The following is an 18029-nucleotide window of genomic DNA, read 5'->3' on the forward strand; positions in this document are numbered from 1 at the left end:
CTGGGCCGACGTCAGTAGTTGAAGCCGGTGGCGAAGCGCAGGGTGTTCTCCGGCCGGAAGGCGGAGGAGCCCAGCCGGCGGTGCCCGAAGTCGAGCTTCGCGAACGCCACGTTCATCAGGTTGTAGGACAGGCCCACGGTGTAGACGGAGCGGCGGAAGCGCGGGTTGTCGTACAGCTCCTCGCGCGGCTTGAACTGCGTGTCCGCGTAGTCGTAACGGACGAACGGGAAGAGGTGGTGCGAGTCGCTCAGCCCCACCACGCTCGCGATGTCGTAGCCAAGCTCGCCCCACACGGCCAACGCGTTGTCGGACACCGGCGTGCGTATCACTCCCAGCAGGTTGGACAGGCGCGCGTTGCGCTGCGAGACCAGCTCCGCGTTCTTCAGGTGGCCGTACATCACCAGGGCCTTCGCGCTCCACGGGCCCTTGCGCACGGACAGGTGCGCGTCGAGCAACGTCAGCGGAGCCGACACGTAGCCGCACGGCGCTACTTCCCGGGGGTTCGCCTCCTCGCAGCTCTTCACCAGGTCCGCCTTGGGACGGTTGCGCGTGGTGTCGCCGTGGTAGGCGGACACGCCGAAGGTGAACCCGTCGAAGTGCGTGACGTCCGCCCGGACGACGAGCGCCATGTCCGTGGCCCGCTGCACCTCGAAGCGGCGCTGGTGTCCGCCCGCCGACCAGAGCTGTGAGCTGAAGCCGGTGGAGTCCAGGCCGTTCACCAACTGGCCCGTGAGCCGCAGCCCCCAGGGGAACTTGTAGCGCAGGCGCACGCCCATCTCGTCCCACGTGTTGGGGATGATGCTCGTCTCCGCCTCGTCGCGGTTGGTGCCCAGGTAGTCGGTGGGCCGCGAGAACTCACTCAGCGTGCCCACCGCCACGTAGAAGCGGCCCACCGCGAGCGCGGCGTTGGCCCCCAGCTTCTTCGAGAGGAACATCTCCTCGACGAGGATTTCGCCGCCCTTGTCCAGCTCCTGGTCGAACTCGCCGAACTCCTCGTACTCCAGCTCCATCGCGGAGCCGGTGCCGCCGTGCTCGAATTCGACTTCGACCTCGGCCTCGAGACCGTAGTCGGGCAGGCCGCCCTTCACTTCAATCACGAAGCGGTTGGTGTCGAACTCGATGCGCGAGTCGCGCTGCGCGCCACCCGCCCGGTTCTGGTCCAGCCCGTAGTTGAAGTAGGCGAACTGCAACTCACCGTACGCCGTGACGTAGACGTCAATCTTGGGACGCGTGGGCCCCAACGGGGGCGTCGCGGGCGGCGCGGCGGGAACCGGAGCGGGCTGCGCGGGCTCGGCGATGGTCGGAGCCGAAGGCGCGGGCTCCACCTGGGGCGCCGAAGGCGGCTCCACGGCGGGCTCGGCTTGAGGGGCTGGGGGCGCCTGGGGACCGGCCGGAGCTTCGGCTCGGGCAACCGTGCCGGAGAACACCAGCGTGGAACAGAGCAGCAGGGATGAACGGACGAAGCAAGAGCGTGGGCGCATCGGAGCGGCGCGCACCCTACGCTCGCGATTTTGATTTTGCAAACCAGAATCAAATTGTGTTCAGCAAGAAAGGCCCGGAATACCGCGCACCGGGCCTCTCCAGAGGGGACTTCAGCCCCTCGTCACCACTTCATCTCTTCCTTGCCGGGGCCGGCTTCCTGGCGCTTCTCGCCGGGACGGCTGACGGAGGTGAGGGTGGCGCGCACGGCGCCCAGGTCCAGGGTGCCCACGGCGGCCAGGGGCAGGCGGCGTGCATCGTCGGAGAGCCACACGTGCACTTCGCGCTTCTGCTTGGGGCGGTCCAACCGAACCGCGGTGCCCTGCAGGTGCCACGCGGTGAACTGGCCCAGGGGCGTCGTCACCTGCTCCTTCTTGAGGACCTGTCCCTGCATGCGCCACAGCCGGCGCACGCCGTACACGTCGAAGCAGACGGACATGTTCTCCTCGAGGGGGAGCTGACGCAGCAGGTAGATGGAGCCCGCCACGTCCAGGCCGTCCTTGTCGTAGGTGTAGTTGTACTGGCCCTTGGCGCGCTGGCCGATCTGGTAGTCCACCTTGATGGCGCGGTCCTTGTGGGTGAACGCGACCTCCACCTTGCGGCGCATCTCGTTCTCCGTGGCGTCCTCCACGTAGCGCTTGGGGCGCAGTGTTTTCGGGTGGAGCCACGTAGTGGCGCTGCCCCGGACGCGGCGGACCTTGGAGAAGAAGGAGTTGGTCTGCGCCTCGGCCAGCACGGGGATCTGCCCGTCCTGCTGCTTCTGGACTCGCAGGGTCATCTTGCCCGCCTGCGCGCCCATGGCGTCCAGGTCGAACTCGAGCACCTCGCCGGGCATGAAGGCCAACGGCATGCGCAGCGCGGGCAGCGCCTGGGCGCACGGTTCCACGGTGATGGGGGGCTCTTCGGGTGTCGCCGCCGCGCTGGCTTCAGCGGGTTTGTCGGCTTCGGGCTTGTCGGCCTCCGTGTCCGGGAGCTGAGCCCAGGCGGTGCCGCCGGAGGACAGCATCAGCCAGGCCGCGAGGAGGGTGCGCAGGGAGCTCATCCATCTTCCTTCCACAAGGGACTACGGGGTGCTCTGGGGCGTGTGACGGCCCGGACGCTTCGCAAATTCGGACGTCGACCATCGCTGCCGGAGCCGGGCAGTCACGAGCTGGCGGACCTGGGTCCATTCTCGCGCATCCCGGCTGATGTCCCAACCCGACCGGACCAGGTGACGTGCCGCGTCTCGGGCGAACGCCTGGTCTCCCAGCTCGGAGAGGAGACGGAGGTACTCGTAGTCCTCCAGGCCGTCTCGCAGGTGTTTGAGCCGCAGCGACTGCACCGGGTGGTGTCCGGAATCTCCCAGGTGTCTGGGCGTGCCCGGATAGAAGAGGGTGCCGTCGCCGTTGCCGCCGAACTCGAGGAGGTCCGTCCAGGGGTCCTCCTTCGTGTTGTAGGCAAAGACGGTGTCGAAATAGAGCTCGCCATCCACGCCACTCGCGAACGCCAGCGGGCCCATGGCCCGGTTGAGCGGGGCGGGGTGGTCCACCATGTACGAGGCCCAGCCGCTGTAGGCACGCTCCCGCGCGGAGTCCGGAGCGGGGCCGCCGTTGCAACCATGCGAATTGCAACTCTGATACCACCACACCTGGGTGGCCTCGGGCAGCTTCGCGCGCAGCTCCGCGAGTTCGTGCACGGCGCGACAGGTGGCGGGGCCCGAGCGGGGATAGAAGCAGTTGAGCGTGGGCGCGAGGATGTCCGCGGCGGGCGCGAGCGTGGCGTCGAACGGGCTGGTGATGAGCACCCGGCTTCCACCGGCGGCGCGCACCCGGCGCGACTGTGCAAGCACCAGAGGCACGTCCTCCGGCTTCGGCTCGTCCTTGGTGTAGAAGAAGAGCTGCGCGGGCCAGCCCTTCGTCTGGAAGTGCTCGGCGAAGGCGCGGTAGTACGCCACCTTCTCTTCCTCGGTGACGGCCTGCTTGTTGTCGCGCAGGTCAGCGGTGGTGAAGCGGGCGCCGGAGTCCAGCAGGGTCCCTTCGAGGAAGGGCCCCATCTCCGCGTCGTAGGCGCTCCAGTCCAGGAGGGCCTTGCCGTCCTCGAAGCGCACCGGGGGCGGCGTCATGCTCATGCCGTGCGCGCTCACGCGGTGCTCCAGCAGGACGCGTGCGTACGCGCGCAGCAGCGCGCGCGCCTCCGGTGAGTCCGGGTTCAGGCCGTGTCCCCGGGCGATGCTGTAGAGGGAGATGCCGAAGCTGGTGGGCAGCGAGGACGTCGCTGGCAGCACGAAGGGCTGCACCTCCACCGTGAAGGGCACCGCGACGCGCTCCACCTTGTTGAAGCGTGCCCTCAGCGTGCCCCGGTAGGTGCCCGGAGACTGGCCCTCCGGCGCGCACACCTCCACGTAGAGGACGGTGGGCAGGTCCGGGTCTCCGTCGGGGACGGGGGCGCTCAGCGGCAGCAGCGGATCCGGCCAGGCTCCCTGGGCGCCCTGGCTGTTGGACGCGAGGTGGACCGGGAGGTAGCCCTCGCGCCAGAGGGCCGCGGGCAGCGCTTCCCCGGGGCCTCCGAGGAACAGGGGCGTCACCTGGAGCTGCCGGGCCGTGCCGGGGAGCACCACCTGCACGCCTTCGCACTCGCCGCGCGCGACGCTCAGGCGTGCCTGGGGCCGCCCCTGGAGCGCGGCACCGGGCCGCACCTTGACCAGGGCCGAGACCACCATTGGCTCCGGTGTAGCGGCCACCGCCGCCATCACCACCCACGCCCAGCCCGCGCCCATCCGCCCCCTTCACTCTCCAGCGGTGCTACCCACCGCTCTCGGCACTCGCCACCGTCATGGTGCGCCCGGGCTGGTAGTCGGTGATTTCCGCCACCACCATGCCCAGCGCGAACTCAGCCTCCACCCGCACCGGCACGTGACGCGCGTCCGTGGTGAGGTAGACGAACATGTCCCGCTTCGACGTCAGGCTGCCGCCGAACTCCGCCTGCACCCGCGTCTTGAACACCTCCAGGGTGCCCAGCTCCGTCTTCATCGTCTCGCGCGACTCCACCTTGGCGCGCATGGTGAAGCTCTTGCTGCCGGTGAACACGGGGTAGGCGTACTCACCGCCCACCGCCAGCTCCTGGTTGCGCAGCGCGAAGGTGGCGCCCGTCACGTCCAGCGTCCCTTCGACGACCTCGGCGGTGGACTCGCGCGGCGACTCGCCTTCCTTCTGTTTGACGACGAAGACGCTCTTGCCATCCGGCTGCATCTTGATGCGCTGCCGGCGGCGCTTGCCGTTCTCGTCCGCGTGCAGGTCACTGCCGACGACGCGCTGGGTGCTGGCCTTCCAGTACGACACGAACTTGTCCTTGATGGGCCACACGCCGATGAGCGCGTCGGAGCGCGCCACCGCGACGATGGGCCACACGTCCTCGCCCCACTGCTTCATGGGAGAGCCCACCGTCACCTGCGCGGTGCCCGCGGTCACACCGAGGTACTTCACGCGATACTGCGCCTGCTCACCGGGGCCGAACGCCGGGTTCGCGGAAGGCTCCTGGGCCACGGCCGATGCTGACCAGACCAGGCCCGCCAGCATCGCCGCGAACCCCCAATTGGACTGCGCACGCATCGGTTGAGCTCCATCGCTAGGAAGTTAAGTAGCCTGCCTGCTACCTGCCAGGCCCTGCCCCCGAACCATTCCCGCCACTCCACATTTCCATGGACGTGCCCGTCCCCCGGGCATTCAACGGACGCTCGTTCCCTGGCCGTGGGGGCGACGCAAGGGCCGAGCGGGGACGCAGTCTCGCACGCGAGGGCCCCCGGGCGCCTCTTCGCGGCCCAGGCCCGGCCGCCCTCCAGCAAGCCGGCCATGTCCACCGGCCGACACCGCTGCTAGCCTTCCGAACTGGCGCCTACAGGTAGGCGGCGCCTTGCCACGGAGGCACGGGAACATGGCCGGCAACTACGACTTCGACGATGACGACCACAAGGAATCGGCCCCGGTGGGGAAGAACAAGGAGTTCGACTGCCCGGGCTGCGACGCCAACAACCCCGTGCCTGACGGCTTCGGGGACGGTGACGAGCTGCGCTGCAACTACTGCGGGTGCGAATACAGCGTTCGCATCGGCGCGGAAGGCCGCATGAAGTTCAAGGAGATCTGAGGCGGCCCGCCAGCGAGCCAGCTCGGTCGTCTCAGGTCCGCTCGCCGAAGATGGCGGTGCCCACGCGCACCAGCGTCGCGCCCGCCTCGATGGCCAGCTCGAAGTCGTGCGTGGTGCCCATGGACAACTCGGTCAGCGCGTGGCGTTGCCCGAGCTCGTGCAGCGCCTGGAAGTAGCCGCGCGCGCGGGCCTCGTCGTCGGTGGGCGGGGGCAGGGACATCAGTCCCACCAGCCGCAGCCCGGGCAGCTCGCGCACCTGCGCCAGGAAGTCGGGCAGCGCCGAGGGCTCCAGGCCGGACTTGGTGGCCTCGCCGCCCACGTTGACCTCGACGTAGCAGGGCAGGGGAGCCAGGCCCTCGCGCCGCTTGGACAGCTCGCGCGCCACTTCCAGCCGCTCCAGGGCGTGGAAGGTGCTGGCCACCTTCGCCACGTACTTCACCTTGTTGGTCTGCAGGGGGCCAATCGCGTGCCAGCGCAGCCCCTCCAGGTCCGCCAGCTCCACGGCCTTGTCCCGCAGCTCCTGCGCGTAGTTCTCCCCGAAGTCGCGCTGGCCCGCGGCGTAGGCCTCGCGGATCAGCGCCGCGGGCTTCAGCTTGGAGACCGCCACCAGCGTCACCGACTCCACGGGGCGCCCCGCGCGAGCACACGCGGAGGTCACCCGCGCTCGCACCGACGCCAGCCGCTCCGCGACGTCAGAGCCCATGGTCATCGCTTCCAGGCCAGGGGCACGCCGGCGCGCTCGAGCAGCGCGAGCGTTTCCCCCAGGGGGAGTCCGACGACGTTGGTGGGGCTTCCGTCCACGGTGGCGACGAGGAAGCCGCCCTTGCCCTGAATGGCGTAGGCGCCCGCCCGGTCCACGGGCTCTCCGGTGCCGACGTACCAGGCGATCTCCGCTGCGCTCAGTTCCCGGAACGTGACGCGGGTGCGCACGACGAGCGCCTCCTCGTGGCGGCCCGCGAGCGCGACACCGGTGTGGACGTCATGCGTCCTGCCGGACAGTCGGCCGAGCATGGCGCGGGCCTCGGCCGGGTCCTGGGGCTTGCCCAGGAGCTCCGAGCCCAGGGCCACGGTGGTGTCCGCGGCCAGCACCCAGGCGCCTGGGGAGCGGGCGGCCACGACGGCGGCCTTCTCGCGGGCCAGCCGGAGGACGTAGGGGCCTGCCTCCTCGCCAGGGCGGGGTGTCTCGTCGATGTCCGCCGCGGAGACGGTAAAAGTGAGACCCAGTTGCGACAGGAAGTCCCTGCGGCGGGGAGAACCGGAGGCCAGGACGAGCAACGTTTGATCAGCGTGCGTGTGCATGTTACGGCTCCAGGCGTCGCGTCCTTAGCAGACTTGCGCCTCGGAGTGGACTCTACGGATGAATCCCGCGGACCTCCTGTCGGCCATGAAGCGGACAGTGGAACAACTGGCCGCCTTCAACGAGATGGCGAAGGCGTTGACGTCCACGCTGGAGCTGCGCGAGGTGCTCGCGCTCGTCATGCAGAAGGTCAGCAGCCTGCTGCTGCCCCGCAACTGGTCCCTCATCCTCCAGGATGAGCGCACCGGAAAGCTCTACTTCGAAATCGCCGTGGGCGAGGGAGCGGGCGTCCTCAAGGGCCTGCAGCTCAACCCCGGCGAGGGCATCGCGGGCGCCGTCTTCTCCTCGGGCGTGGCCCGGCTCGTCCACGACGTGGGCGGCGACCCCAGCTTCTCGCCCCGCTTCGACGAGGCCTCCGCCTTCCACACCCGCTCCATCCTCGCCGTGCCCCTCTTGTCCCGAGGCCACGTGCTGGGCGTCATCGAGCTGGTCAACGGCCCCACGGACCCGCCGTTCTCCAACGACGACCTCACCACCCTCACGGCCATCGCGGACTACGCGGCCATCGCGATCGAGAACGCGCGCAACTTCCGCCGGGTGCAGGAGCTCACCATCACCGACGAGCACACCGGCTGCTACAACGCCCGGCACCTGCGCGCGCTGCTCGATACGGAGGTGAAGCGCTCCGCGCGCTTCCGGCATCCGCTGTCGCTCGTCTTCCTGGACCTGGACCACTTCAAGAGCGTCAACGACCGGCACGGGCACCTGATGGGCAGCGCCACGCTGAAGGAGGTGGGCGACCTGCTCATGTCCCTGGGGCGCAACGGCCTGGACGCCGTCTTCCGCTACGGCGGCGACGAGTTCGCCATCCTCCTGGTGGAGACGGACCAGGACGGCGCGGCCCAGATTGCCCAGCGCGTGTGCGAGGCGTTTCGCGGGCGCTCCTTCCTCCAGGAGCACGGCCTGGACGTGCGCGTCACCGCCAGCGTGGGCGTGGCCACGTTCCCGGATCACGCCACCTCCGCGTTGGAGCTCATCCGCTCGGCGGACTTCGCCATGTACGGGGCCAAGGCCCGGGGCCGGGACGCCATCTGTGTCGCCGAGCCCGGGGGGCCGGATACAGGCAGCGGCAACGGCTCCGATTTCCCGGCGCGCTGAAGCACCTGGCCCGCAAAGGCCGAGGGCCGGGGAGGGGAACACCCTCGGCCCGGCCCTCGTGGGACTGCGTCGTGCGGGACGACGACTACCCGGCGCCCACCACCGAGTCGATGGCCTCGGTGTTCGTCACGACGTTGCCGTTCTTCTTCAGTGCCTTGAGGAAGGACTCCGTCACTTCAATCTGCTTGGCCTGCTGGGCCTGGGCGCGCAGGGTGTCCTTCTTCGCCTCGAAGCCCACGGCGTCCGGCTTCTGGCGCTCCACCACTTGCGCCACCACGAAGCCCTCGCCCACGGGGAACGTCTCACCCAGCACCTGGGGACCGGTGGCCGCGAAGGCCGCCTTCACCAGCGCGGGCGCGGGGCCCAGGTGCGGCACGGCCTCACCCTCGGCGGTGAAGCTGTCCGTCTCCACGGCCTCCGGACGCGTCTCCGTCTCGAAGCGCAAGAGCGCGGGCTGCTCCTTCTCCGGCGGGAACAGCTCCTTCAGCGTCTTGCCGCCCTGCACGGTGGCCAGCGCCTTCTCGGCCTCCGTCTTCGCCAGCTCCTTGGCGCGCTCCTGCTTGTAGAGCGTGGTGGCGATCTCGTCCTGGACCTCCTCCAGCTTCTTGTCCTGCGCCGGCTGCTTCTCCTCGACCTTCACGAGGTGCACGCCGAACTTCGTCTCCACCGGCTGCGTGACGCCGCCCGCGGTGAGCGCGAAGGCCGCGTCCGCCAGCGCCGGCTCCCAGCTGCCGCGCTCCACCCAGCCCAGGTCGCCGCCGCGCGCCTTGCTGCCCGGGTCTTCGCTGCTCTCGCGGGCGACCGTGGCGAAGTCCTTGCCGCCGTCGATCTCCTTCTTGAGCGCCTCCGCCTTCTTGAGCGCCTCCGCCTTCTGCTCGGCGGTGGCCTCCGGGGGCAGCTTCACCAGCACCTGACGGGCGCGGATACGCTCGGGCTGCTGGTACACGAAGCGGTTGGCCTCGTAGTAGTCCTTGATCTCCTTCTCGTGCGCCTTCTTCCAGTCCGCCAGCTGCGCGGGCGTGGGCGCCGTCACCTTGTCCGCGAACATGGTGGGCAGGAAGCGCGCGAAGACGACCTTGGCCTGGTTGCCGTCCTTCTCGTAGCGGGCCCGGACCTCGTCATCGGAGACGACCGCGTTGGCGCGGACGACCTCGATCATCTTCTGCGCGGCCAGCTGGCGGCGCAGCTCGGTCTCGAACTCCTGGGGCGTCTTCCGGTAGAAGTCGCGCAGTACTTGCTGGTAGCGCGAGAAGTCGAACCCGCCCTCCTTGGCGTGAAAGTCCGTGTTCTGGTGGATGAGCTTGCGCAGCTCCTCGTCGGACGGGGTGATGCCACGCTGCTCGGCCGCCTGGGCCAGGAGCTCCGTGTTCACCAACCTGTCCATCACCTGGTTGTGCATGCCGAATTGCCGGGCCACGGACTCGGGGATGGGGCTGCCCTGCGATCGCAGGAAGCTCATCTGCCGGGCCCAGGCCGTGGCGAAGTCGCGCAGCGGGATTTCCTTGCCGTTCACCTTGGCCACCGAGCCCGGCGCCGTGGTGGCGGGACCCGTGGAGCCGAAGCCGGAGCTGCCCGGCCCGAACGAAAGCGTGAACACCACCGCGATGCCGATGATGAACAGCAGGGAAAAGACCTTCCGGGGGTTCAGACCGTCCATTGTCGTCACTTCGAGAGCAAACGCGCCGAGAAAAGTCGTGCGGAAGGACTCGCGACGCGGTGTTGTTGGTAGCCCGGCCGAAGGGTGGTTGACCTGCGGCCACCCCCGTCACAGGGCCTTGACTGCCTAGGACACTGCACCGGAAAATGCAAGCGATTTAGAGAGTTTAGCCGGACCCCCACCCTCCGCACTTCCCTCCCACCCCGGAATTCCCCTCTGTGCTGTCGCTCCTCAAGCGATATCGGCGCCCCCTCATGGTCGGCGTCCTGCTGCTCTACCCGCTGGTCGCCTTCCTGCTGAGCGGGCGAAAGGGCAGGGACCCCAACCCCATCGACCGGGCGGTCATCGCGGTGACGTCGCCCGTCCAGCAGGTGCTCACGGCCTCCATCGAGGGTTCGGTGTCGGCGGTGCGGCACTACCTGGATTTGCGCGGGGTGCGGCAGGAGAATGACGCCCTGCGGTTGGAGAACCTCCAGCTCCGGGCCTCGGTGCAGGCGCTGGGCGAGTCGCGCACGGAGAACGAGCGGTTGCGCAAGCTGTTGGGCTACGCGGAGGCCGCGGCGGGGCCGGAGATTCCGGCGCGGGTGGTGGGCGTCAATCCGGTGGCCAAGCTCTTGTCGGTGCGCATCAGCGCGGGGGAGAAGGAGGGCGTCTTCCGGGGCATGTCGGTGGTGACGCCGGATGGAATCGTGGGACAGGTCATCCGGGCCACGGGGAGCTATTCGGACGTGGCGCTGGTGACGGACTCCCAGAGCCGGGTGGCGGTGCGGGTGCAGCGCTCCAGGGCGCGGGGCACGGCGTCGGGTGCTGGCAGCGGACCTTTGAAGCTGGAGAACATGCTGCGCACCGAGGACGTGGACAACGGAGACCTCATCATCACCTCGGGCACGGATGGCATCTACCCACCGGGGCTGGTGGTGGGCCGGGTGACCCATCTAGAGAAGAAGGAACACGGCATGTTCCAGGGTGGGGACATCGTGCCGGCGGTGGACACCAGCAAGCTGGAAGAGGTGTTGGTGGTGGGCAGTCCCTACAGCGCGATGGCGCAGGGCAGCGCGGCGGAGGGTGCGTCGAAATGAAGTTCCTGGTGACGGTGGGCATCGCGCTGGCGCTGCTCACGTTGGAGTCCGTGGTCGTCAAGCAGGCGGGCCTGGTGCTGGGCCGCATCGACGTCACCGTGGTGCTGGTGGCGTTCCTCGCCCTGCGCGCCACGCTGCTGGAAGGCGCCTTCTCCGCGTTCGCGGTGGGCTACCTGTTGGACTTGATGAGCGGCCAGCCCACGGGGCTGTTCACCTTCCTCGCCGTCTTCACCTTCCTGGTGGGGCGGCTCGTGTCGACCTTCGTGGACGTGCGAGGCGGCCTGTCCTTCGCGCTGTTCGCCATGGGCGCGGATGTGGGGCACGGCCTTCTGGCGACCTTCTTCACCTGGCTGACGGTGAAGGACGGTGGCACGGGGCCCGTGCTGGCGGGGCTGCCCGTGCAGGTGGCGCTCACCGGAGCCGCGGCCCTGGCGCTCTTCCCGTTGCTGCGGCGTTTCGAGGCGGCGCAGGACCGTCCGGCGGGGTTGCTGAGGTGACACCTCCGACGCTGGGCAACACGACGCCGGGCCGCGAACTGCGCCGGCGCTTCCTGTGGCTGGGCCTGGCCATGACGGTGTTGCTGGGCGTGTTGTCCATCCAGCTCTACCGGCTGCAAATCACCCGGGGCGAGGAGTACTCCGCCAAGAGCGTGGCCAACTTCGTCAAGGAGGTGCGCCTGCGCGCCGACCGCGGCGTCATCAAGGACGCGCGCGGCACCATCCTCGTCGACAGCCGCCCGTCTTTCGACGCTGTCGTCACACCCGCCTTCTGCACCGACTGCTCCGAGCAGGTCATCCCCCGGCTGGCGGAGCTGCTCCAGTGGGACGCCGACCAGGCGAAGAAGGTGGAGGACCTGGTGCGCCAGGGCCGGCGCAACGCGCCCTTCCAGCCCGTGCCGGTGCGCGTGGACCTGACGCGGGACGAGTACGACCGGCTGGCCGCCCGCCGCGACATCCTGGACGGCGTGGAAGTGGCCCCCGTGCCGCACCGCCACTACCGGACCAACACGGTGCTGTCGCACGTGCTGGGCTACATGAACGAAATCACCCAGGAGGAGCTGGAGCGCCTCAACGGCGACGGCTCGCGCTACGCGCTGGGGGATTACATCGGTCGTCGCGGCCTGGAGCGTTACTTCGAGCAGCGCCTGCGCGGCCAGGACGGCGTGCGCAAGGAAGTGGTCAACGCGCGCGGCCAGAAGATTGAAGAGCTCAACGTCAAGCTGGGCGACAACGCCGTGGTGCAGCCCCAGGCGGGCAGCAACCTGGTCCTCTCCATCGACATGCGCCTGCAGGAAGAGGCCGAGCGCGCCTTTCCCGGCGTGACGGGCGCTGTCGTCGCCATCGACGTGCACACGGGCTTCATCCGCGCGCTGGTGTCGCGGCCCGGCTTCGACCCCAACCTCCTGACGGGCCGCGTGACGCCCACGCAGATGGCGCAACTGTCCAGAGACCCGCTGGAGCCCATGGTCAACCGCGTGGCCGCGGAGCACTACAGCCCGGGCTCCACGTTCAAGGTCGTCACCGCGCTCGCGGCGTTCAAGTCCGGCGCCTTCCGTCCGGAGACGGTGGTGAACTGCCCGGGTGGTTACCGGCTGGGCGCGCGCACCTGGCGCTGCCACCTGGACCGCGGCCACGGCCCGGTCAACGGCCTGGACGCGATGAAGAGCTCGTGTGACACGTGGTTCTACAAAGTGGCGGACACCATCGGCCTGGACCCCATTGGAGAGATGGGCAAGTCGCTGGGCCTGGGCAGCCCCACCGGTATCAGCGTGGTGGCGGAAGTGCCGGGCATCATGCCGACCAGCGCGTACCACGACAAAGCCTCTCCGGGCGGCTACACCAAGGGCATGGCGCTCAACAGCGCCATCGGCCAGGGCGACAACAACGTCACGCCGCTCCAGCTCGCGCTGATGTACGCGGCCATCGCCAATGGCGGCACGCTCTACAAGCCGCAGATGGTCCAACGGCTGGAGAACCTGGACGGGCAGGTGGTCCAGGAGTTCAAGCCAGAGGTCGTCCGTCGGGTGGAGCTCCCCCCGGCGCACCTGAAGTCCGTCATCGAGGGCCTGGTGAAGGTGGCCCACGAGCCGGGCGGCACCTCCTACCGCTCACGCCTCAAGGGCATGCGCGACTTGGACGTCCTCGTCGCGGCGAAGACGGGCACCGCCCAGGTGGCGCGCCTGGGCGCCATCCGCCTCAGGACGCACCAGATGAGCTACTTCGAGAGAGACCATGCCTGGTTCGCGGGCTTCGCCCCGGCGGACAAACCGGAGATCGCCGTCGTCGTGCTCAACGAGCACGGTGGTCACGGTGGCGTGGATGCCGCGCCGACGGCGATGGCCGTCATCCAGAAGTACCTGGACCTGAAGAAGCTGGATGCCTCGGCGCCGCCGCCGCGTCCCAATCAGCCCTACACCCCCTCGGTGCTGCGCGCGCCGTCTCCGGACGAGGCGGCCCTGACGCGCGGGGTGAAGCCCCCGAAGCTGCTGCCGGGCGACGAAGAGGCCTTGGAGGACACCCATGCAACTCCGGATTGAGCGGCGGATGGTGCCCCACGTTCCCTGGGGCCTCATCATCTGCGTGCTGGGCGTGTCGCTCCTGGGCATCTGGAACCTCGCCTCGGCGTCGCGTCCTCCGCTCGCGCCGGTGTGGTCCAGCCAGGCGCTCTACCTGGGGCTGGGCGTCGTCGCCGTGCTGGTGGTGTGTCTGGTGGACTACCGCTGGATTCAGCGCATGGCGATGCCCATCTACGTCGCCAACATCCTGGCGCTCATCGCGCTGCGCTTCATCGGCCACACGGCCAAGGGCGCGGAGAGCTGGTTCGTCATCGGCCCGTTCCGCCTCCAGCCCGCGGAGTTCATGAAGATTGGCGTCGTGCTGATGCTGGCCAAGGTCTACCACGACGACTTCCGCCCCAATGAGCCGTCCTACGGCCTGGTCCGTCTGTGGAAGCCGGTCCTCGTCGTGGGCGTGCCCTTCGTCCTCGTGCTCGTCCAGCCGGACCTGGGCACCGCGCTGATGATTGGCCTGTCCTCGCTCACCGTCATCCTCTTCGGCAAGGTGCGCTGGTACCTGGTGGCCACGCTCGTCGCGGCCATCCTCGCGGGCGCCATCGTCATCTGGAACGACTACGTGCGCGACGTGCCGGAGCCCCGGCCCACCATCGTCCGGCACCACCTGAAGAAGCACCAGAGTCAGCGCATCTCAGGCTGGTTGGACCCGGAGGCGGACCTGCGCGGCAGCGGGTACCACGCGGCCCAGTCGAAAATCGCGGTGGGCAGCGGCGGTGTGTCCGGCAAGGGCTGGCGCGAGGGCACCCAGACGGGCCTGCGCTTCCTGCCCGAGCAGCACACCGACTTCATCTTCTCCGTCTGGGCGGAGGAGCACGGCTTCGTGCTGTGCACGCTCCTGCTCGTCCTCTACGGCGCCATCTTCATCTTCGGCCTGGGCGTGGGGTTCAACGCCCGCGACAGGTTCGGCGCCTTCGTGGCCGTGGGCGTCGTCGCCATGCTCTTCTGGCAGGTGTTCGAGAACATCGGCATGGTCATCGGCCTGCTCCCGGTGACGGGAATTACCCTGCCGCTGATGAGTTATGGCGGGTCTTCCATGATGTCCGTGATGCTCAGCATTGGCTTGTTGGTGAACATCAGCATGCGGCGTCACATGTTCTGAGACGTCGCGAGCCGCGACGCTCGAACCGGTGCTCCGAAGCGAAGGATGGCGAGGAGCGCTCGGCGGCTGCTCGCGGGTGGTGTATGAATCACCCCACCAATTCCGGGGGGAGGGCGAGTCCCTCTCGGGCCGGTGGAGGTCAGGCATGCAGAGGAAGGTCGGGCAGAAGGTGAGTGGGAGTGTCCGCGTGGCGGAGATTCCCGTGGCGGCGAGGGACGTGAAGCCCCCGGCGCCAGCGCCCGTGGCGCGGGCCCCCGTCGTGGTGAAGGACGAGGTCCGAAAACCGGCGGCGTCGCTGCCGACGTTCTCGCCCCTCATCGAGCGCAACCAGGGGGAGCCGGAGCACCGGGAGTTTCCCCGGGCGCAGCTGACGACGCGTTTCGAGGTCTGGGTGGATGACGCGGAAGGCGGGCGGCGCTTCGCCGCGAGCCTGGCCTCCATCAACGTCAGCGTCAGCGGGGCCTTCCTGGAGAGCACCTTCTACCTGCCCATGGGCACGGTGCTGGGCGTGAGCTTCTCGCTGGAGCCAGGCGCCTCGCCGGTGCGGGCGCGGGCGGAAATCGTCCGGGAGGAGCGTGAGGACGGCCCCGAGGGACGCAGCGGCTTCGGCATCCGCTTCCTCGACTTCAGTGGACAGACGGAGGTCGCCCTGGCGCGGCTCTTCGTGGGGGCCCGGCTGCGAGCCTTCGCGGAAGACTACCTGCACTCCCAGCGGGCGCGTTCGCTGCCCAACGAACTGGAGCGCGTGGTGGATGTCCTTTCGGCGTGGGAGCTGCTCAAGGCGACGAGCACCGAAGCGGACCCCTGGCAGGCCAAATAACGCCTGACACCCCACTCCGAGGGTCGGCCAGCCATGGAAGGGTGGGGGGGATTTGCTGGAGACACGGATTGAGGAGCGGCTCGCCCAGGGCCGTGGGCGCCACCGCGAACCGCCTGTCTCAGGCGGGCTTGCCACCCGCCAGCAGGCGTCGCCGCTCCGCCTGGTAATGCGCTGAACACAGTCCCTTCGAGCGCTGCTCCCGCGTGCAGTCCGGCATGGTGCAGCGCCGGTCTGATGCCACCATGTTGCCCGCAAGGGCCTTGGGCGGACGGCCGCGGCGACGGCTTGCCGCCATGCCGTTGCTGTTGCCACCCGTGGGGATGCCCTGGTTCATCGCCCGGAGGACGCCTCGGCCAATCGCATCGCCAAGCGCTTCCGCCCAATTCACCAATGCGGGGGTCAGGGGGACCTTCGACAACTCCTTACGTGGTCGTGCCATGAAAACTCCCGTGAAAACAGTCAAAACAAACAAGGCTTCCAATGCGCCTATTTGGCGGTGGATGTCAACGCTGTCAATACAACCAGGGAGGGGTCTCGTCTGACTCGCAAAACCCGCGCGGAAAATTGATGACAAGACTGCAAAGGGATACGTGTTTCCCGCAGGCGTGGCGGACGAGCATTCGGTATCCGCGCTGTATTTGTCCGCAGGGGTGAAAATGACGCGGAGTCTGAGAAATCGCTGAAGGCTCGTCACGACAACGTCGCGCGAGTCGATTCGGGTGTTGGGTTGGATTGAGTCAGTGCCGCGGCAGGGCAAAGCCGCTGCTCCAACGGTTCCGGGCTCGCGAGAAGGATCCGCTGACAAGCCATGCTTCGTGGAGTCAGTCCGTGGAACGAACGGGGCGGGCATCACGCCGGCCAGAGGCGCTCGGGGGGACGCTGGAACTCATCCCACGACCCGACAGCGCGAAAGGGCGACAGTGCCCTTGGGGTGACAACAAGGCCGGGCGAGGCGCGACGTGGGACTCGAGGTCCTCACGTGCGCACAGGCCCGGCGAAGCGGCCTACAGCGCCTTCTTGATGGCGTCTTCGATGCGCGCCTTGGGGACGGCGCCGACAATCTGCTCCACGACCTTGCCGCCCTTGAAGAGCAGCAGCGTGGGGATGGACCGGATGTTGTAGTCCTGCGGCGTTTGCTGGTTGTCGTCGATGTTCATCTTGGTGAACTTCACCTGACCGCCATACTGGGTGGCGAGCGCGTCGATGGACGGGGCGATGGCGCGGCACGGCGCGCACCAGGTCGCCCAGAAATCCACCAGCACGGGCTCCTGGGAGTCCAGCACCAGCTGCTTGAAGTCGCCATCTCCGACCGCCTTCACGTTGTCGCCTGCCATGGTGTCTCCTTCGGGCCCTCTCCGGCCTGCACGGCGCGTCGTCTAGTACGTGCCCCGGGAGCCTGCAAGAATCGGCGGACCGTCAGCCGATCTGCCAGAAATGATGCGGTGGACAAGCGGGGGTTTCACCCGTCATTCCGAACGGCTCCCCATAGAAGCCCGGCGCTGGTGTAGGCTGGCGGGCGTGACGAAGCTCTTTCTGCCCCAGTCCCAGCTCGAGGAGTGGGCACTGGCCGACAAAGCGGACGTGCGGGATGGCCGGCTGGTGGTCATGGCCGAGGGCGGCACCGCCTTCGCCGTCTCTCCCGCCGTGCATTTCCTGCAACTCGTGTCGGGCGAGGACACCCACGGTCTGGTGGCCAAGGTGAAGACCGAGGAGCAGCTCTCCCGCCTGGGGGCCGAGCAGATGGCCGACTCGGTGCTGGTGGGGGAGTCCGCCTACGAGGTCGTTCCAGGGTATGTGACGGAGGTGCCCTCCGGGGCGCCGAAGCCGGAGGCGGCGGGCAAGAAACCCGATTCGGAGACCGACCTGTTGGCGGCGTTCCTTCTCAACAAGATGGGCTGATTCGCTCGTCTGTCACGGTTATTGCCTGAATCCATGAGCCACACGCTCGTATCGCTCGCCTGCCACGCCTACGGCATCGCCGCCGTGGCCTATCTGGCCTACCTGGTCCGCCAGTCGGACGCGCTGGCCATGGCCGGGCGCGTGCTGGTGGGTGGGGGGCTCGTGCTGCACGGGGTGGCCCTGTTCGAACTGCTGGGGGCCCAGTCTGGCCGCCCCGTGGGGATGGCCCAGGGCTTCTCCACGCTGGCCTTCCTGTTGCTGGCCATCTTCCTGGCGCTGGATGTGCGCTACCGCCGCCCCGTCATTGGCGCTTTCCTCACACCGCTGGCGGTGACGGTGCTGATACCCGGGCTCTTGATGCACGGAGGGCAGTCGCCGCTTCCGCCGGGGGTGCGACAGCCGCTGCTTCCGCTGCACATCACCCTGGCGTTGCTGGGGCTGGCGGCGTTCGCGGTGGCCGCGGGCGTGGGCGTCATGTACCTGTTGATGGAGCGGCAGGTGCGCGCCAAGCGCTTCGGCCTGCTCTTCTCCCGGCTGCCGTCGCTGGAGTTCCTCGACACCCTCAATCGGCGTTTGGTGGTGTGGGGCTTCATCGCGCTGTCCATCACCCTGGCGACGGGCGCGTTCTTCGTCGCCACGACGGTGGGCTGGCAGTGGGACGGCAAGTCGATTGCCACGGTGGTGGCGTGGGCCGTCTTCGCCGCGCTCGTCAACGCGCGCATCTTCGCGGGCTGGAGGGGACGCCGGGTGGCGTTGCTGACCATGGCGGGGTTCTGTCTGGTGCTGGTGTCGTTCCTCACTTCGTACGACGTGACGACGAGCACGGCGGCCGCCCTGAGGATTCCCTGAG

General features: G+C 68.6%; 18 protein-coding genes. 9 read left to right on the top strand and 9 right to left on the bottom strand.

The window, feature by feature from the left end:
- Positions 1–11: 11 nt before the first annotated feature.
- The 4 genes from HUA74_RS14035 to HUA74_RS14050 all read right to left on the bottom strand — a co-directional run bounded on the left by HUA74_RS14035 (position 12) and on the right by HUA74_RS14050 (position 5066).
- Complete coding sequence (locus tag HUA74_RS14035) at positions 12–1349, bottom strand: hypothetical protein (RefSeq protein ID WP_371817237.1); 1338 nt, start codon at positions 1347–1349, stop codon at positions 12–14.
- A gap of 254 nt (positions 1350–1603) precedes the next feature.
- Positions 1604–2521, bottom strand: coding sequence for a DUF3108 domain-containing protein (locus HUA74_RS14040; protein ID WP_141647672.1), 918 nt, complete (start codon positions 2519–2521; stop codon positions 1604–1606).
- Positions 2522–2542: 21 nt separating this feature from the next.
- Positions 2543–4234 (bottom strand): DUF4091 domain-containing protein, encoded by a 1692-nt coding sequence (locus tag HUA74_RS14045; protein ID WP_174454954.1) that lies wholly within the window; start codon positions 4232–4234, stop codon positions 2543–2545.
- 25 nt (positions 4235–4259) lie between these two features.
- A complete protein-coding gene (locus HUA74_RS14050; protein WP_174454955.1) occupies positions 4260–5066 on the bottom strand; it encodes a DUF3108 domain-containing protein in 807 nt (268 codons plus the stop codon).
- 322 nt (positions 5067–5388) lie between these two features.
- Here HUA74_RS14050 and HUA74_RS14055 point away from each other — a divergent pair, with 322 nt between their 5' ends.
- Positions 5389–5598 carry a hypothetical protein gene (locus tag HUA74_RS14055; protein ID WP_174454956.1) on the top strand — a complete coding sequence of 70 codons (210 nt, stop codon included), beginning with the start codon at positions 5389–5391 and terminating at the stop codon, positions 5596–5598.
- A gap of 31 nt (positions 5599–5629) precedes the next feature.
- Here HUA74_RS14055 and HUA74_RS14060 read toward each other — a convergent pair whose 3' ends face one another.
- Together HUA74_RS14060 and HUA74_RS14065 are read right to left on the bottom strand one after the other, a co-directional pair.
- The gene (locus HUA74_RS14060) at positions 5630–6301 is read right to left on the bottom strand and encodes a YggS family pyridoxal phosphate-dependent enzyme (protein WP_174454957.1); all 672 of its coding nucleotides are present in this window, start codon (positions 6299–6301) and stop codon (positions 5630–5632) included.
- Positions 6302–6303: 2 nt separating this feature from the next.
- Entirely contained in the window at positions 6304–6897 is a 594-nt protein-coding gene (locus tag HUA74_RS14065; RefSeq protein ID WP_174454958.1) for a nucleoside triphosphate pyrophosphatase, read from the bottom strand.
- A gap of 58 nt (positions 6898–6955) precedes the next feature.
- Here HUA74_RS14065 and HUA74_RS14070 point away from each other — a divergent pair, with 58 nt between their 5' ends.
- Entirely contained in the window at positions 6956–8053 is a 1098-nt protein-coding gene (locus tag HUA74_RS14070) for a diguanylate cyclase (RefSeq protein WP_174454959.1), read from the top strand.
- 85 nt (positions 8054–8138) lie between these two features.
- Here HUA74_RS14070 and HUA74_RS14075 read toward each other — a convergent pair whose 3' ends face one another.
- Positions 8139–9710, bottom strand: a complete 1572-nt coding sequence (locus tag HUA74_RS14075) for a SurA N-terminal domain-containing protein (protein WP_174454960.1) — start codon at positions 9708–9710, stop codon at positions 8139–8141.
- A 218-nt stretch (positions 9711–9928) separates the two neighbouring features.
- On the opposite strand from HUA74_RS14075, the gene mreC reads away from it, so the two are divergent.
- The 5 genes from mreC to HUA74_RS14100 all read left to right on the top strand — a co-directional run bounded on the left by mreC (position 9929) and on the right by HUA74_RS14100 (position 15280).
- Positions 9929–10789, top strand: a complete 861-nt coding sequence (mreC, locus tag HUA74_RS14080) for a rod shape-determining protein MreC (RefSeq protein WP_174454961.1) — start codon at positions 9929–9931, stop codon at positions 10787–10789.
- Positions 10786–11286 (top strand): hypothetical protein, encoded by a 501-nt coding sequence (locus tag HUA74_RS14085; RefSeq protein WP_141648963.1) that lies wholly within the window; start codon positions 10786–10788, stop codon positions 11284–11286. Before mreC ends, HUA74_RS14085 begins: the two co-directional genes overlap by 4 nt.
- Positions 11283–13325, top strand: a complete 2043-nt coding sequence (mrdA, locus tag HUA74_RS14090; protein ID WP_174454962.1) for a penicillin-binding protein 2 — start codon at positions 11283–11285, stop codon at positions 13323–13325. The genes HUA74_RS14085 and mrdA overlap by 4 nt, the downstream gene beginning before the upstream one ends.
- Complete coding sequence (rodA, locus tag HUA74_RS14095) at positions 13309–14460, top strand: rod shape-determining protein RodA (protein WP_141648961.1); 1152 nt, start codon at positions 13309–13311, stop codon at positions 14458–14460. The genes mrdA and rodA overlap by 17 nt, the downstream gene beginning before the upstream one ends.
- A 145-nt stretch (positions 14461–14605) precedes the next feature.
- Positions 14606–15280 carry a PilZ domain-containing protein gene (locus HUA74_RS14100; RefSeq protein ID WP_141648960.1) on the top strand — a complete coding sequence of 225 codons (675 nt, stop codon included), beginning with the start codon at positions 14606–14608 and terminating at the stop codon, positions 15278–15280.
- 118 nt (positions 15281–15398) lie between these two features.
- Here HUA74_RS14100 and HUA74_RS14105 read toward each other — a convergent pair whose 3' ends face one another.
- Positions 15399–15719 (bottom strand): hypothetical protein, encoded by a 321-nt coding sequence (locus tag HUA74_RS14105; protein WP_141648959.1) that lies wholly within the window; start codon positions 15717–15719, stop codon positions 15399–15401.
- A gap of 565 nt (positions 15720–16284) precedes the next feature.
- On the bottom strand, positions 16285–16614 hold the full coding sequence (gene trxA, locus HUA74_RS14110) for a thioredoxin (protein WP_174454963.1): 330 nt from the start codon (positions 16612–16614) through the stop codon (positions 16285–16287).
- A gap of 184 nt (positions 16615–16798) precedes the next feature.
- On the opposite strand from trxA, the gene HUA74_RS14115 reads away from it, so the two are divergent.
- Complete coding sequence (locus HUA74_RS14115; RefSeq protein WP_141648957.1) at positions 16799–17179, top strand: hypothetical protein; 381 nt, start codon at positions 16799–16801, stop codon at positions 17177–17179.
- Positions 17180–17212: 33 nt separating this feature from the next.
- Positions 17213–18028 carry an inner membrane protein YpjD gene (locus HUA74_RS14120; RefSeq protein WP_141648956.1) on the top strand — a complete coding sequence of 272 codons (816 nt, stop codon included), beginning with the start codon at positions 17213–17215 and terminating at the stop codon, positions 18026–18028.
- The last annotated feature ends 1 nt before the right edge of the window (position 18029 follow it).

The sequence above is a fragment of the Myxococcus sp. CA051A genome (assembly GCF_013336705.1).
Classification (GTDB): domain Bacteria; phylum Myxococcota; class Myxococcia; order Myxococcales; family Myxococcaceae; genus Myxococcus; species Myxococcus llanfairpwllgwyngyllgogerychwyrndrobwllllantysiliogogogochensis.

What these genes read in the sequence shown, in the direction of transcription:
- rodA (WP_141648961.1), top strand. Translation starts at nt 13,309, where the DNA reads ATGCAACTCCGGATTGAGCGGCGGATGGTGCCCCACGTTCCCTGGGGC.
- HUA74_RS14105 (WP_141648959.1), bottom strand. Translation starts at nt 15,719, where the DNA reads ATGGCACGACCACGTAAGGAGTTGTCGAAGGTCCCCCTGACCCCCGCA.
- HUA74_RS14045 (WP_174454954.1), bottom strand. Translation starts at nt 4,234, where the DNA reads ATGGGCGCGGGCTGGGCGTGGGTGGTGATGGCGGCGGTGGCCGCTACA.
- HUA74_RS14060 (WP_174454957.1), bottom strand. Translation starts at nt 6,301, where the DNA reads ATGGGCTCTGACGTCGCGGAGCGGCTGGCGTCGGTGCGAGCGCGGGTG.
- HUA74_RS14120 (WP_141648956.1), top strand. Translation starts at nt 17,213, where the DNA reads ATGAGCCACACGCTCGTATCGCTCGCCTGCCACGCCTACGGCATCGCC.
- HUA74_RS14055 (WP_174454956.1), top strand. Translation starts at nt 5,389, where the DNA reads ATGGCCGGCAACTACGACTTCGACGATGACGACCACAAGGAATCGGCC.
- HUA74_RS14070 (WP_174454959.1), top strand. Translation starts at nt 6,956, where the DNA reads ATGAATCCCGCGGACCTCCTGTCGGCCATGAAGCGGACAGTGGAACAA.
- HUA74_RS14075 (WP_174454960.1), bottom strand. Translation starts at nt 9,710, where the DNA reads ATGGACGGTCTGAACCCCCGGAAGGTCTTTTCCCTGCTGTTCATCATC.
- HUA74_RS14040 (WP_141647672.1), bottom strand. Translation starts at nt 2,521, where the DNA reads ATGAGCTCCCTGCGCACCCTCCTCGCGGCCTGGCTGATGCTGTCCTCC.
- HUA74_RS14050 (WP_174454955.1), bottom strand. Translation starts at nt 5,066, where the DNA reads ATGCGTGCGCAGTCCAATTGGGGGTTCGCGGCGATGCTGGCGGGCCTG.
- HUA74_RS14085 (WP_141648963.1), top strand. Translation starts at nt 10,786, where the DNA reads ATGAAGTTCCTGGTGACGGTGGGCATCGCGCTGGCGCTGCTCACGTTG.
- HUA74_RS14100 (WP_141648960.1), top strand. Translation starts at nt 14,606, where the DNA reads ATGCAGAGGAAGGTCGGGCAGAAGGTGAGTGGGAGTGTCCGCGTGGCG.
- trxA (WP_174454963.1), bottom strand. Translation starts at nt 16,614, where the DNA reads ATGGCAGGCGACAACGTGAAGGCGGTCGGAGATGGCGACTTCAAGCAG.
- HUA74_RS14065 (WP_174454958.1), bottom strand. Translation starts at nt 6,897, where the DNA reads ATGCACACGCACGCTGATCAAACGTTGCTCGTCCTGGCCTCCGGTTCT.